A 13,310-nucleotide genomic window follows, 5' to 3' on the forward strand; every position below is an offset into this window, starting at 1 on the left:
GGGGGTGAGCCCTAAGTGCCTCAAGAGTTCACGTAGTTTCGCCAGCCGCCGTAGGTTGTTATGTCCTCTGCGTCTTCCAGGGCTGCCGGTTCGCAGAGGAAGCCTGGGACGCTTGTGCCGTCCGCCAGTTGGACACTGCCCAGTGTCATGGGGCGGGGAAGGGCAGTGAGCAGGCGGCCCAAGCCTTCCGCCGGTAGGCGCCATACCTCTGTCTCGATTGACGCCCCTCCATCGCCGACGTGGACCAAGCCCGGCTTCGGCGGAGTCGTTGTCAGGGCGTGCAAGCGGTAGACCGGGGCCGTTGTCGTTGTGCGGTCCAAGCAGGCGCCCAGGGACAGGAGTTGGGGGTTCAAGGGCTGGCCCGTCAGGTGGGCGCCGACTACGGCGATGTGGGTCCCCGGCTCCAGCTCGCGCGCTATCCGCCCAAGGCGGTCGTCCGTGAACGTCGGGCCGATCAGCATTACGCCGAAGGGGAGGCCGTTCACCTCGCCGGACGGGACTGCTACCGCCGCCAGGTCGAAGAGGTTGGTGGAGTTGGTGAAGCGGCCCAGGCGGGCGTTTGCGCCCAGGGGGTCTTCGGCTACCTCGGACAGGGTCGGGTGGCCCGGAGTCGTCGGGAGCAACAGGGCGTCCGCGTCGGCCAGTTCGGAGAGGGCCCGGGTGCGGAGGGCGGCCAGGCGTTCCTCGTCCGCGTACAGCTGGTGGGCCGGGATGTCTCGGGCTCGGGTGATGATGCCGGTGACCGTGGGGTCCAGGCCCTCGGTGCCGGAGGCGATCGCCTTGTCGACAAATGCCCCTACCGCTGTGTAGCGCTCGGCCACGAACGCCCCCTGGTAGAGCATCGCCGCCGCTTCCGTGAACGGGGTGAGGTCCAGGGTGCGGATCTCGCAGCCCGCTGAGCGGAGGCGGGTGACCGCCTCCTCGTAGGCCTCCGCCCAGCCCTCGTCCAGTTCGCCCAGTTGGTCTCGTGCGGGGACCGCTATGCGCCAGGGGCCCGGGGTGCGTTGGGGGAGGGGCGGGAGGGTGCGGGTCGGTGGTGAGGTCATGAAGGACAGGGCCTGTTCGGCCTCGGGGAGGGTGCGGGCGAAGACCGTCACGCAGTCGATCGACGCGCAGGCCGGGACCACGCCCGTCGTCGGGACCAGGCCCCGGGTGGGCTTCAGGCCGACGATGCCGTTGAACGCCGCCGGGACCCGGCCCGAGCCCGCCGTGTCGGTGCCGAGGGCGAAGTCGACGATGCCCAGGGCCACGGCGACGGCCGAACCGGCGCTGGAGCCGCCGCTGATCCGTTCCGGGTCGTGGGCGTTGCGGACCGCGCCGTACGGGGAGCGGGTGCCGACCAGGCCCGTGGCGAACTGGTCGAGGTTCGTGGTGCCGAGCACGATCGCGCCTGCCGCGCGGAGGCGGGCCACCACCGGGGCGTCGGCCGACGGCTCGTAGGCGTAGGCGGGGCAGCCCGCCGTTGTCGGCAGGCCGTGGACGTCTATGTTGCCCTTGGCCGCGAACAGGCGGCCCGCGAGGGGGAGTTGATCGCCTGCCGATACGCGCTCGTCGATCGCCCTTGCCTCGGACTCGACCTCCGGCTGCGGGCGCAGGTCGATCCAGATCTCGGGGCGGTTCACCGCCTCTATGCGGGCGTAGGCGGCGCGGACTCGGGACACGGTGGTCGACATCTCTCTTGTGCTCCTTGCGGTTCGGCTCGTGGGCTTCAGGTTCAGGTTCCGGGGGCGAGGACCAGCAGCGCCGTGCCCGCTTCCACCTGGTCGCCGGGCCTGGCCAGGATTTCCGTGACTATGCCGGCCATGGGCGCGTGCACCCTGGACTCCATCTTCATCGCCTCCAGGGCCAGGAGGGGTTGGCCGAGGGTCACCTCGTCGCCCTGCTCCACGTTCAACTGCCAGACGGACGCGGCGAATTCGGCCTCCACCAGGCGTCCCCCGGCCGGCACCGTCACCTCGGCCTGCGGTGGCGCCGGGGCGGCTGCCGCCTCCGCCCGGGTGAACTCGCCCGCCGCCTCCCAGGCATCGCGTTCCGCGCCGAACGCGGTCTGCTGGCGGGACCTGAACTCCGCGATGGACTCGGCGTTCTCGGTGAGGAACGCCTCGTACTCGGCGAGCGAGAACGTGCCCTCCTCGATGCGCGGGACGAAGCGGCCGGAGATGATGTCGGCCCGGAGATCGAGGAGTTCGTCCGCTTCCACCGGGTACCACTTGATGCGGTCGAAGAAGCGGAGCAGCCACGGGGAGCCCTGCTCGAACGCGCCGCGCTGCTGCCAGCCCGACCACACCTGGGTCGTACGGCCCACGAACTGGTAGCCGCCGGGGCCCTCCATGCCGTAGATGCAGAGATACGCCCCGCCGATGCCGACCGAGTTCTCGGCGGTCCAGGTGCGGGCCGGGTTGTACTTCGTCGTCACCAGGCGGTGGCGGGGGTCCAGGGGGGTGGCGACGGGTGCGCCCAAGTAGACGTCTCCCAGGCCGAGTACGAGGTATTCCGCGTCGAAGACCGTGGCGTAGACGTCCTCGACCGAGTCCAGGCCGTTGACACGGCGGATGAACTCGATGTTCCACGGGCACCAAGGGGCGTCGTCGCGGACGCCCGCCATGTAGCGGGCGATGGCCTCGCGCGTTGCCGGGTCGTCCCAGGAGAGGGGGAGGTGGACCGTGCGGGAGGGGACGATCAGTTGGTCCGTGGGTGGGAGTGCTGCCGCTATCTCCCTTACGGCGGTGAGGAGTTGGGACTGGGGGAGGCGGGTCGGGTCCGTCTGGATCTGGAGGGAGCGGATGCCCGGGGTGAGGTCCTTGACGCCCTCGAAGTCCGCCTCCGCCACCGCCTCCATCAAGGCGTGGACCCGCATGCGTTGCGCCAAGTCCAGTTGCATGGGGCCGAATTCGACGAGGAGGTTGTCGTCGCCGCTGCGGCGGAAGGTGACGTCACCGTCCCTCGCCAGGATTCCGCCGTCCACTATGTCGGGGCGGGGTGAGCCGTCGACGTTCACCGGGCAGAAGCGGACCGTGTCGCCGGGCCTGAACTGGCCCAGTTTCCAGCGCTCTTGGCTGATGACCGTCGCGGGGCAGACGAAGCCGCCGAGGGACGGGCCGTCGGGGCCGAGCAGGACCGGCATGTCGCCCGTGTAGTCGACGGCGCCGACCGAGTACGGGGTGTCGTGGATGTTGGACGGGTGCAGGCCCGCCTCGCCGCCGTCGGTGCGGGCCCAGCGGGGTTTCGGGCCGACCAGGCGGACGCCCGTGCGCGCCGAGTTGAAGTGGACCTTCCAGTCGGCGGCGTAGAAGTCGCGGATGTCGTCCTCGGTGAAGAACTCCGGTGCCGCGTGCGGGCCTTCGACCGCTGCTACGTCCCAGATGGCGGCGAAGGTTGGGCGGTCGGCCGGGGGTACGGGTGTGCCCTCGGTGATCGTGCCGCCGTGCAGGACGTCGCCGGTGCGCAGGGCCCGGCCGCCGTGTCCGCCGAAGCGGCCCAGGGTGAAGGTGCTCGCGCTGCCGAGGAAGGCCGGCACGTCCAGGCCGCCCGCGAACAACACGTAGGTCCGCAGGCCGTGTTCGGCCGGGGTGCCGATCTCCAGGGCCGCGCCCGCGGGTACCGTCACCGGCTCCCACTGCGGGACCGGCGCGCCGTCGACCGTCACCGGTGCCGGGGCGCCCGTCACGCACACCGTGGTGGCGTGGGTGAACCTCAACGTCGGTCCCTGGAGGGTGCATTCGAGGCCGGGGGTGCCCTCGTCGTTGCCGAGCGCGCGGTTGCCGAGGCGGAAGGAGAGGTCGTCCATCGGGCCGCACGGGGGGACGCCGACCTGCCAGTAGCCGGTGCGGCCGGGCCAGTCCTGGACCGTGGTGAGCGTGCCGCCGGCGACGATCTCGATGCGGGGGGTGGGGTCGGTGACGGTGGCGAGGGTCGCCGTGGAGTGGGTGGCTGCCCTGAAGTCCGGTTCGGCCAGCGCCGCTTGGACCAGGCCCAGGTTCGTCTCGATGCCGTCCACGCGGGTGCGGGCCAGTGCCTCGTCGAGCCGTTGGAGTGCGTGGGCGCGGTCGGAGCCGTACGCGATGACCTTCGCGAGCATCGGGTCGTAGGACGTGGTCACCTCGGTGCCGGTCTCCACCCAGCCGTCGACGCGCACCCCGTGCGGGAACTCGACCCGGGTCAATAGGCCCGCGCTGGGCCGGTGTTCGCGGGACGGGTCCTCGGCGTAGACGCGGGCCTCGACGGCGTGGCCGCGCGGGGCGCCGGGTTCGCGGACGACGTCGGGCTCGCCCTGGGCCAGCCGCAGCATCCAGGCGACCAGGTCGACGCCGTAGACCTCCTCGGTGACCGGATGTTCCACCTGGAGGCGGGTGTTGACCTCCAGGAAGTAGGCCTCCTCGCGGGTCGCGTCGTAGACGAACTCGACGGTGCCGGCGGAGCGGTAGCCGACCGAGGCGCACAAGTCGTGGGCGGAGGTGGCCAGTTGGGTGCGGATGTGGTCGGGGAGGCCCGGTGCGGGGGCTTCCTCCACCACCTTCTGGTTGCGGCGCTGGAGGGAGCAGTCGCGGTCGCCGAAGGTGACGACCTTGCCGTCGCCGTCGCCGAAGACCTGTACCTCGACATGGCGGGCGTGCTCGACGAGGCGTTCCAGGAAGACTCCGGCGGAGGAGAATGAGGCGGCGGCCACGCGCTGCACCCGCTCCCAGGACTCGGCCAGTTCGGCGGGGGAGTGGCAGGCCGACATGCCGATGCCGCCGCCTCCGCCGGTCGCCTTGAGCATGACGGGGTAGTCGATCAGGGCTGCTTGGGTGAGAGCTTCGTCCAGGTTCGCCAACAGACCGGTGCCCGGCGCCAGTTGGACACCCGCTGCTTCGGCTGCCGCCCGTGCCGTGTGTTTGGCGCCGAACAGCTCCAGCTGTGCGGGAGTCGGTCCCACGAACACGATTCCGGCGTCCTCGCAGCGGCGTGCGAAGGCCGCGTCCTCGGAGAGGAAGCCGTAGCCGGGGTGGATCGCGCCCGCGCCCGTGTCCTTGGCCGCCTTGAGGACCAAGTCGGCGTCCAGGTACGACTCTTTGGCGGGTGCCGGGCCGAGTCGTACCGCCTCGTCGGCGAGCCGGACGTGGGGTGCCGAGCGGTCGGCGTCGGAGTACACGGCGACCGTGCGCAGGCCGAGTTCGCGGGCCGTGCGGATGATGCGGACGGCGATCTCGCCCCGGTTGGCGATCAGCAGCGTGTCGAAGGTCATGCGGCATCCCTCTGAGCGGCGTCCTCTTCGACGGCCGCCTCGGTGATCGTCATCTCCACCGCCGTCGGCTCGAAGCCGTTGCAAGGGTTGTTGATCTGGGGGCAGTTGGAGACCAGGACCAGGACGTCGCGTTCGGCGCGCAGGGTCAGTTTCAGGCCCGGCGCGGAGAGGCCGTCGACGATGCCGAGGGTGCCGTCCTTCTCGACCGGCACGTTCATGTACCAGTTGATGTTGGAGACCAGGTCGCGCTTGCCGAGGCCGTAACGGGCGCCCTCCGCAAGGAAGTTGTCCACGCAGGCGTGCTGCGACCAGGTGTGGTGGCCGTAGCGCAGGGTGTTGGACTCCTTGGAGCAGGCGCCGCCGACCGTGTCGTGCCGGCCGACCTCGTCGTCCGTGACGGTCATCAGCGGGGTGTGCTCGTTGGACATCAGCACGCTGCCGGTGGTCAGGAAGAGGTTGCCCTGGGCCTGGATGGTGTCGGGGGCGCTGTAGCGGACCGACGTGTCGTGGGCGTCGTAGACGAGGAAGTCGACGGCCTGGTTGCCGTGCAGGTCGGTGATGGTGAGGGTGTCGCCCGTGCGGATGACGGCGGACCACGCGGCGCGGGCGGGAACGACGGTCGTGCTCATGCGAGCCCCCTTGCGGCAAGGAATTCCGTGGTGTTGAGGAACGCGCGGCGGCCTTCGGGCGTGGCCTCCCACCGCGGGTCGCCCGGCTTGGTCGCCTCGGCGCGCCAAGCGAGCACCTCCAGCGGGGAGTTGACGTAGTCGTCGCGCGGGTCGGCCGGATGCGGCACGTTCGCGATCAGTACGGTCACGTCCTGCTCGGCGCGCAGGGTCACGCTGCCGCCGGGGCCGGTCGAGCCGGTGAAGTCGAGGGAGCCGTCGTCGCGGACCTCGATGCCCTGGAAGAAGGAGAGCGAGGGCGGCAAGTCCCGTGGTTCCAGGCCGTTCTTGGCGGCGGCGAGCTTGAACAGCTCGCGTCCGGCAGGGGAGTCGGACTGCGGGGTGCCGTCGCCGTAGCGCTCGGTGTTGCGGACCAGGGTGGAGGTGCCGCACAGCGCGTCGTGCCGGCCGGAGGTGTCGGCGACGAGGGAGGCGAGGACGCGGCCCTGGTCGGAGAGGAGGAGCTGGCCCTCGCCGAGGTAGGCGTTCCACTGGACCTTGACCGTGTCGGCGACGTTCAGGCGTTCCCAGGGGCGGTCGGCCGCGTACAGGAGCAGGTGGGCGCAGGCGTCGCCGCGCAGGTCGGTCAGGCGGAGCTCGGTGCCGCGGGCCAGGACGCGGTGGGTGTAGTTGCCGCCCGCGACGGTCTCGGCCCACACCAGGTGGCCCGCCTCGCAGGGGGGCGCCGGCCAGTCGCCGGCCGGGACGACGGGCATCGCCTCGGCCCGCTTGCCCTCCTGGGCGCGGGCGTGGTCGCGGGCTCCGTAAGTGGTCGCTGTCGCCATCGCGGGGGACCTCCGGCTGCGGGGACGTCTTGGTCGTACGGCATTTCTGTCGCTTGACAGAAATTAGGAGGCGGGCGGGTCATCGGGGTTGCCCGGGTGTTGCCGCTCGGTTACCGAGCCCTCACGGAGATCGCCGGGCGCCCGGCGGTCGCTCGGCGCGCATTCGGTGGGCGTTCGCCGCCCGGGGCCGTGTGCGAGGATCGAACGCATGGGGACACCAGGTGCACAGGGGGGCCGTCGGGTCGGCAGGCCGCGGGCCGATCAGCGGCCGGACAGCGGACTGTCCCCGCGCGCCGAACTGCTCTCCGCCGCCGCCGAGTTGTTCACCACCCGCGGCTACGCGGCCACCACCACCCGGGCCGTCGCCGAGCGCGCGGGCATGCGGCAGGCGTCGATGTACCACTACGTCTCCGGCAAGGAAGAGCTGCTCGCGGACCTTCTGGAGTCCACGGTCACGCCCTCGCTGGCGTACGCCCGGGAACTCCTCGCGGACGACGCGACCCCGGCCGAGGGCCGGTTGTGGGAGCTGTGCCGAACCGACGTCGAGCTGCTGTGCGGCGGTTCGCACAACCTCGGCGGGCTGTATCTGCTGCCCGAAGTGCGCGCCGAGCGGTTCGCCGGCTTCCATGCCGTACGCGCCGAACTCAAGGACGCCTACCGGCAGTTGCTCGCCGCCACGGCCGCGGGTGGGGCGCTCGCGAAGAGTGAGTTGGAACTGCGGACGGATCTGGTGTTCGGGCTCATCGAGGGCGTCATCCTCGTGCACCGCTCCGACCCCGAGCGGCCGGTGTCCGCCTTCGCGGAGGCGACGGCCGACGCCGCGTTGCGCATCGCCGGAATCTGATCCGGAACGGATGCTTCACTCATTACGGTGAGTGATATTCGCATATCCGTGCGCCGTAACTCGTTGTGTGCGATTGAAGCCACAGCGTGTAAATGGGCTGAGGGTACTCCTCTTCCATGTCCCTTTTCAGGGGCTTGCTGAATATGACACAGCGGTGATCCGGTCGGACTAAGCTCGCCCGCAGCGCACCGAGTTGGGCTGTATTCGTGCGCTTGTTCCCAAACATGCAAAAGATGCAGAAGCTCCCCCCAGATTCCCCCGATCCCCCCAGCCGACCTGTCTTAGAGGGCATACATGGTGAGTGTTCAATCGCCTCCCGCCGGCCGTGAACTTCCCTACGCGCGCGTGCTGTTGCCGCCTGCCATAGTGATGGCCGCGGCGACCGGGGCCGCCGTCGCCCTGGTGGCGGGGCCTGCCCGGATCGCCGTCGGCTGGTGCGGAGCCGTCGCCACCCTGCTGGTGATCATGACGGCGGCCGAAGCGGTACGTCGCGGACGCAACCTGCGGGACGCCCGCGCCGAGCACGACCGTCACACCGCGTATCTGGAACGGCGGCTCGCCGACCAGAACCAGGAGATGGTCCGCCTCGGTCAGGAGATCCTGCCCGCCACGCTGCACCGGCTCAGCAGTGGAGAATCCCCCGGAGAGGTGATTCGCCAAGTCGTCGACGCCGATCCGGAGTGGCGGCAACTTCCCGATCCGCAGCGCGACTTGCTGAGGACCGTGCTCAGGATCGTGGAGCGCGAGGAGAACATGCGTGACTCCGCGCAGCGTTCCTTCGTCAGCATCGCCCGCCGTGTGCAGGCCATCGTCCACCAACAGGCCAAGGAACTCCGGGAGATGGAGGAGGACCACGGCCGTAACCCGGAGGTCTTCGACGACCTCCTGCGCATCGACCACGGCACCGCGCTGATCGGTCGGCTCGCCGACTCCATCTCGGTGCTCGGCGGTGGCCGGCCCGGTCGCCAGTGGCCCGAACCGGTGCCGCTGTACAGCGTGTTGCGCGGCGCCATGTCCCGCATCCTGGAGTACCGGCGCATCGAGCTGCACTCCATCGCCAAGGTCAACATCCGCGGCATCTCCGTCGAGCCGGTCATCCACGCGGCGGCCGAACTCCTCGACAACGCCACCCGCTACTCGCCCCCGCAGACCAAGGTGCACGTCACCGCCGTAGAGGTGCAGACCGGTGTCGCCATCGAGATCGAGGACGGCGGCGTCAGCCTCAGCGAGGAGTCGCGGGCCCGGGCCGAGGGCATGCTGGAGCGCGCCAAGGCCGGCACCGACCTCCAGGACCTCGGCGAGAGCCCGCGCCTGGGCCTCCAGGTCGTCGGCCGGCTCTGCGCGACGTACAACATGCAGATCTCGCTGCGCGCCTCGGCCTACGGCGGCGTCCGCGCCGTCCTGATCGTGCCCAGCGAGATGCTCACCCCCGGCACCGCACCCGGACTCGCCCACGGCATCGGCGCCACCGCCATGCCCAAGGCCGAACTCGGCGCGGTCGACGGCCCCAAGCGCACGATCAAGCGGCGCCGTCCCACGAGCCCGCGCATCCCGGCCTCGGTGAGCATGGAGGACGAGGTTCCCGAGGTCACCGAGTGGACGGCGGGCGGCCTGCCGCAGCGCCGCAGCCGGGTCAAGGTGCCGCTCGCCCAGCGGTACGCCGAACAGGCCGCCGCCGAGCGCGCCGAGGCCGCCGCCCGGGAGGCCCGCTCCGCCTGGGGCACGCCCGAGCCCGAGCCGGAGAAGAAGGACGAACCCGAACCGGGCCTGTGGGTCGAGGCGTTCATGGAAGGCCTCAAGGGTGACCCGGACCCGACCGCTTTCATCCAGAAGACCGAGCCGGCCCGAGTCGAGGCCGACGACGAGGGGGACCTCAAGTGATCCAGCAGCGAGCCAACTTCGACTGGATGCTCAAGGATCTCGCCGACGGCGTGCCCGGCATCCAGCAGATCGTGGTGCTCTCCGCCGACGGCCTGCGCATCGCCCGCTACGGCGGTGACCCGGACGCGGCCGACCGCGTCGCCGCGGCCTGTGCCGGACTGCAGAGCCTGGCGGGTGCCGTCGCCTCCGAGATCCCGGGCAGCGACGGCCGGATGAAGATGGTCATCATCGAGATCAACGGCGGCTACTTCTATCTGATGGCCGCGGGCGCCAACGCCTACCTGGCGGTGCTGTCCGACGTGGTCGCCGAGCCCGGCATGATGAGCAACCGCATGCGCGACCTCGTCGTCAGAATCGGCGCCCACCTCACCAGCCCGCCGAGGCGCAACGGGCAGACCGTATGACTCCTCCGCAACGCCAGCGGCGACAACCCGCGGAGAAAGCGCCGCCCGAACCCGGCAAGAAACCGGGCGAAGGGAAGATCCCGGAGCGGCTGTACGTGCTCACCGGCGCGACCGAGGACGGTGACCGGGCCGAACTCGACCTGGTCACGCTGATCGTGGCGCGTTCCGACGCGCCGCAGTCGGCCACTCCCGAGCAGGCGGCCCTGCTCGGGCTCTGTATCGCCCCCCTGTCCGTGGCCGAGCTGTCGGCCTATCTCAACCTGCCGTACAGCGTGGTGACCGTCTTGCTCACCGAGCTGCTGACGGCCGAACTGGTGCAGGCGCGCGCCCCGATCGTCCGCCAGGCGCTCCCCAACCGTTCCCTCCTCGAAGCGGTGATGCATGGACTTCAAAAGCTCTGACACCATCACGGGCCCTCGCACCGAGGACCATCTCCCGCACACGGCCCAGGCCGCGGTGAAGATCGTGATCGTCGGCGGCTTCGGGGTCGGCAAGACGACCATGGTCGGTTCGGTCAGCGAGATCAGGCCGCTGACCACCGAGGAGACCATGACGCAGGCCGGCGTCGGCGTCGACGACAACTACGGCTCGGACACCAAGACGGCCACCACCGTCGCCATGGACTTCGGCCGCATCAGCATCACCGACCAACTGGTGCTCTACCTGTTCGGCACCCCCGGCCAGGAACGCTTCTGGTTCCTGTGGAACGGGTTGTTCGAGGGCGCCCTCGGCGCGGTGGTGCTGATCGACACGCGGCGCCTCGAAGTCAGCTTCGACGTCATAGGACGGCTGGAGGAGCGCGGGGTGCCGTTCGTCATCGCCGTCAACTCCTTCCCGGACGGCCCGCATTACCCCGTCGAGGACCTGCGTACGGCGCTCGACCTGTCGCCGGACGTCCCCATCATCGAGTGCGACGCGCGCCGCCGCGCCTCCAGCCGGGACGTTCTGATGACCCTGATGCGCTTCCTGCACTCCCTGGCGATGACGGGCTCACTCACCTGACCCGCCCAACTCCCCCGACACCGGATCCACTTCAGTTCCCGGAGCGATCACTGTGACGTCTGAACCTCACTCCCCGACCGACACGGACGACACCAGGCTCGGCCCGCCGCCCGGCTGCCCCGCACACGGCACGGGCCCCGGCGGGCTGCGCCGGCTGTACGGTCCCGAGGCCGAGGACCTGGGAGCCGTGTACGAGAAACTCCGCGCCGAACACGGTGCGGTGGCCCCTGCGCTGCTGCACCAGGACGTGCCGATCTGGGTGGTGCTCGGGCATGGCGAGAACCTGCACATGGTGAGCAGCCCCTCGCAGTTCTGCAAGGACAGCCGGTTGTGGACCTCCATGCGGGACGGCACGGTCGAGCCCGACCACCCGCTGATGCCGTACTTCGCCTGGCAGCCCATCTGCGCGCACGCCGAGGGCGACGAGCACCTGCGGCTGCGCGGCGCGGTCACCGGCGCCATGTCGACCATCGACCACCGGGGCATCCGCCGCCACATCAACCGTGCGACCCAACACCTCGTCAACCAGTTCTGTGAGGACGGCAACGCCGACCTGGTCGCCGAGTTCGCCGAGCATCTGCCGATGGCGGTCATGTGCGAGATCCTCGGCATGCCCGAGGAGTACGGCGACCGGCTGGTGCAGGCCGCCCGCGACTGCCTCAAGGGCACTGAGACCGCGATCGCCAGCCACGCCTACCTCATGGAGGTCCTCAGCCGGCTCGCCGTACGGCGCCGGGCCCAGCCGCAGGAGGACTTCACCAGCCACCTCGTCACCCACCCGGCGGGGCTCACCGACGACGAGGTCAGGGAACACCTGCGCGTGGTGCTCCTCGCCTCCTACGAGACCACGGCCAACCTCCTCGCCAACGTGCTGCGCATGGTGCTCACCGAACCGGGCTTCCGGGCCCAGCTGAACGGCGGCCAGATGACCGTGCCCGAGGCGGTCGAGCAGTCCCTGTGGGACGAGCCGCCGTTCAGCACCGTCTTCGCCTACTTCGCCAAGCAGGAGACGGAGCTGGGCGGCCAGCGCATCCGCAAGGGCGACGGACTGCTGTTCGCGCCCGCGCCGGGCAACGTGGACCCCCGGGTGCGGCCCGACCTCAAGGCCAACATGATGGGCAACCGCTCGCACCTCGCCTTCGGCGGCGGCACTCATGAGTGCCCGGGCCAGGACATCGGCCGTGCCATCGCCGACGTGGGCGTCGACGCGCTGCTGACCCGGGTTCCGGACATCCAGCTCGCCTGCGAGGAGGACGAACTGCGCTGGCGGTCGTCCATCGGGAACCGGCACCTGGTGGAACTGCCGGTGAGGTTCACGCCGAAGGCCCAGCAGGACGTCGCCGAGCAGCCCGCCGTCAACCCGTCGCTGCGGCAGCGCCCGAACGACTGGCAGGTCAGCTTCGTGCCGACCCCGCCCACGGTTCCGGCGCCCGCCGTACCTGTCGACGAGCCCACCGCGGCGCCCGCCGCGGCGCCGGTGCCCGAACCGGCCCACCGACCGGGCCTGTTCCGCCGCATCCTGCGCTGGTGGCACGGCGAATGAGGCGACCGGCCACCGCGGTCACCCCGCCCACTCCTCGTACGACGACCAGGCCCGCAACACCCGCGGGCTGACGAACCGGTGCTCGCACCCCGTGACCGGATCGGTGAACTCCAGGCCCCGCGCCAGCAGTTGGAGCGGACGCCGGAAATCACCGGCCGGCACGGGGTCGGTCACCACCGGATAGAGCGGATCGCCGAGGATGGGCACGCCCAACGCGCTCATGTGCACCCGCAGTTGGTGCGTCTGCCCGGTACGCGGAGTGAGCCGGTACCGGGCCCGCCCGTGTCGGTGCTCCAGCAACTCGATCCGGCTGATGGCGTTGGTCTCGCCCTCGACCTCCCGAGCCGCCAGGATCCCGCGCTCCTTGACGATCCGGCTGCGCACGGTGCGCGGCAGGGTCAGCGTCGGGTCGTACGGGGCCACCGCCTCGTACTCCTTCGCCACCCGCCGGTCACGGAACAGCGACTGGTACGCGCCGCGCTCCTCCGGTCGCACGATGAACAGCACCAGCCCGGCCGTCAGCCGGTCGAGGCGGTGGGCCGCGCCCAGGGCCGGGATTCCCAGCTGCCGCCGCAGCCGCGCCAGGGCCGTCTCGGCGACGTGGCTGCCGCGCGGGGTGGTGGCCAGGAAGTGCGGCTTGTCGGCCACCACCACGTGCTCGTCCCGGTACACGACGTCGATCGGGAACGGCACGCGCTCCTCGTCCGGCAGTTCCCGGTGGAACCACACGAACATCCCGGGCGCGTACGCCGTGTCCCGCGACACCGGGCGTCCGGTGACGTCCACGATCCGTTCCTCGGCGAGCATGGTGTCGATCACCTCGGCCCCGGCCGCGAGCCGCGCCACGAGATGATCCCGCACGGTCACCCACGCGTTCCCGGCCGGCAGCCGCACCCGCACCGGATCCACTCCGTCGCGCTGGGGCAGGGGAGAGGGCGGGGGCGGGGTACGGCGTCTCATCA

11 protein-coding genes are annotated in these 13,310 nt (G+C 70.7%); 6 read left to right on the forward strand and 5 right to left on the reverse strand.

The window, feature by feature from the left end:
- Nucleotides 1–20 precede the first annotated feature (20 nt).
- The 4 genes from atzF to SPR02S_RS51620 are packed head-to-tail and all read right to left on the reverse strand — an operon-like array spanning nt 21 to nt 6,674.
- The gene (gene atzF / locus SPR02S_RS51605; RefSeq protein ID WP_281169961.1) at nt 21–1,712 is read right to left on the reverse strand and encodes an allophanate hydrolase; all 1,692 of its coding nucleotides are present in this window, start codon (nt 1,710–1,712) and stop codon (nt 21–23) included.
- 2 nt (nt 1,713–1,714) lie between these two features.
- A complete protein-coding gene (locus SPR02S_RS51610) occupies nt 1,715–5,224 on the reverse strand; it encodes a 5-oxoprolinase/urea amidolyase family protein (protein ID WP_019064907.1) in 3,510 nt (1,169 codons plus the stop codon).
- The gene (locus tag SPR02S_RS51615; protein ID WP_019064908.1) at nt 5,221–5,853 is read right to left on the reverse strand and encodes an urea amidolyase associated protein UAAP2; all 633 of its coding nucleotides are present in this window, start codon (nt 5,851–5,853) and stop codon (nt 5,221–5,223) included. The genes SPR02S_RS51610 and SPR02S_RS51615 overlap by 4 nt, the downstream gene beginning before the upstream one ends.
- Nucleotides 5,850–6,674, reverse strand: a complete 825-nt coding sequence (locus tag SPR02S_RS51620) for an urea amidolyase associated protein UAAP1 (RefSeq protein WP_019064909.1) — start codon at nt 6,672–6,674, stop codon at nt 5,850–5,852. The genes SPR02S_RS51615 and SPR02S_RS51620 overlap by 4 nt, the downstream gene beginning before the upstream one ends.
- Before the next feature lie 208 nt (nt 6,675–6,882).
- Here SPR02S_RS51620 and SPR02S_RS51625 point away from each other — a divergent pair, with 208 nt between their 5' ends.
- The 6 genes from SPR02S_RS51625 (at nt 6,883) to SPR02S_RS51650 (ending at nt 12,348) form a co-directional block, all read left to right on the forward strand.
- Nucleotides 6,883–7,518 (forward strand): TetR/AcrR family transcriptional regulator, encoded by a 636-nt coding sequence (locus SPR02S_RS51625; protein ID WP_019064910.1) that lies wholly within the window; start codon nt 6,883–6,885, stop codon nt 7,516–7,518.
- Between the two features lie 294 nt (nt 7,519–7,812).
- Nucleotides 7,813–9,399, forward strand: coding sequence for a sensor histidine kinase (locus SPR02S_RS51630; RefSeq protein WP_078623271.1), 1,587 nt, complete (start codon nt 7,813–7,815; stop codon nt 9,397–9,399).
- Nucleotides 9,396–9,803 carry a roadblock/LC7 domain-containing protein gene (locus tag SPR02S_RS51635; RefSeq protein ID WP_019064912.1) on the forward strand — a complete coding sequence of 136 codons (408 nt, stop codon included), beginning with the start codon at nt 9,396–9,398 and terminating at the stop codon, nt 9,801–9,803. The genes SPR02S_RS51630 and SPR02S_RS51635 overlap by 4 nt, the downstream gene beginning before the upstream one ends.
- On the forward strand, nt 9,800–10,204 hold the full coding sequence (locus tag SPR02S_RS51640; RefSeq protein WP_019064913.1) for a DUF742 domain-containing protein: 405 nt from the start codon (nt 9,800–9,802) through the stop codon (nt 10,202–10,204). Before SPR02S_RS51635 ends, SPR02S_RS51640 begins: the two co-directional genes overlap by 4 nt.
- On the forward strand, nt 10,185–10,805 hold the full coding sequence (locus SPR02S_RS51645; RefSeq protein ID WP_019064914.1) for a GTP-binding protein: 621 nt from the start codon (nt 10,185–10,187) through the stop codon (nt 10,803–10,805). The genes SPR02S_RS51640 and SPR02S_RS51645 overlap by 20 nt, the downstream gene beginning before the upstream one ends.
- Before the next feature lie 52 nt (nt 10,806–10,857).
- The gene (locus SPR02S_RS51650; RefSeq protein WP_019064915.1) at nt 10,858–12,348 is read left to right on the forward strand and encodes a cytochrome P450; all 1,491 of its coding nucleotides are present in this window, start codon (nt 10,858–10,860) and stop codon (nt 12,346–12,348) included.
- 18 nt (nt 12,349–12,366) lie between these two features.
- Here SPR02S_RS51650 and SPR02S_RS51655 read toward each other — a convergent pair whose 3' ends face one another.
- Nucleotides 12,367–13,308 (reverse strand): RluA family pseudouridine synthase, encoded by a 942-nt coding sequence (locus tag SPR02S_RS51655; RefSeq protein ID WP_078623272.1) that lies wholly within the window; start codon nt 13,306–13,308, stop codon nt 12,367–12,369.
- Nucleotides 13,309–13,310 lie beyond the last annotated feature (2 nt).

The organism is Streptomyces prunicolor NBRC 13075, assembly GCF_000367365.1.
In the GTDB taxonomy this organism is placed as follows: domain Bacteria; phylum Actinomycetota; class Actinomycetes; order Streptomycetales; family Streptomycetaceae; genus Streptomyces; species Streptomyces prunicolor.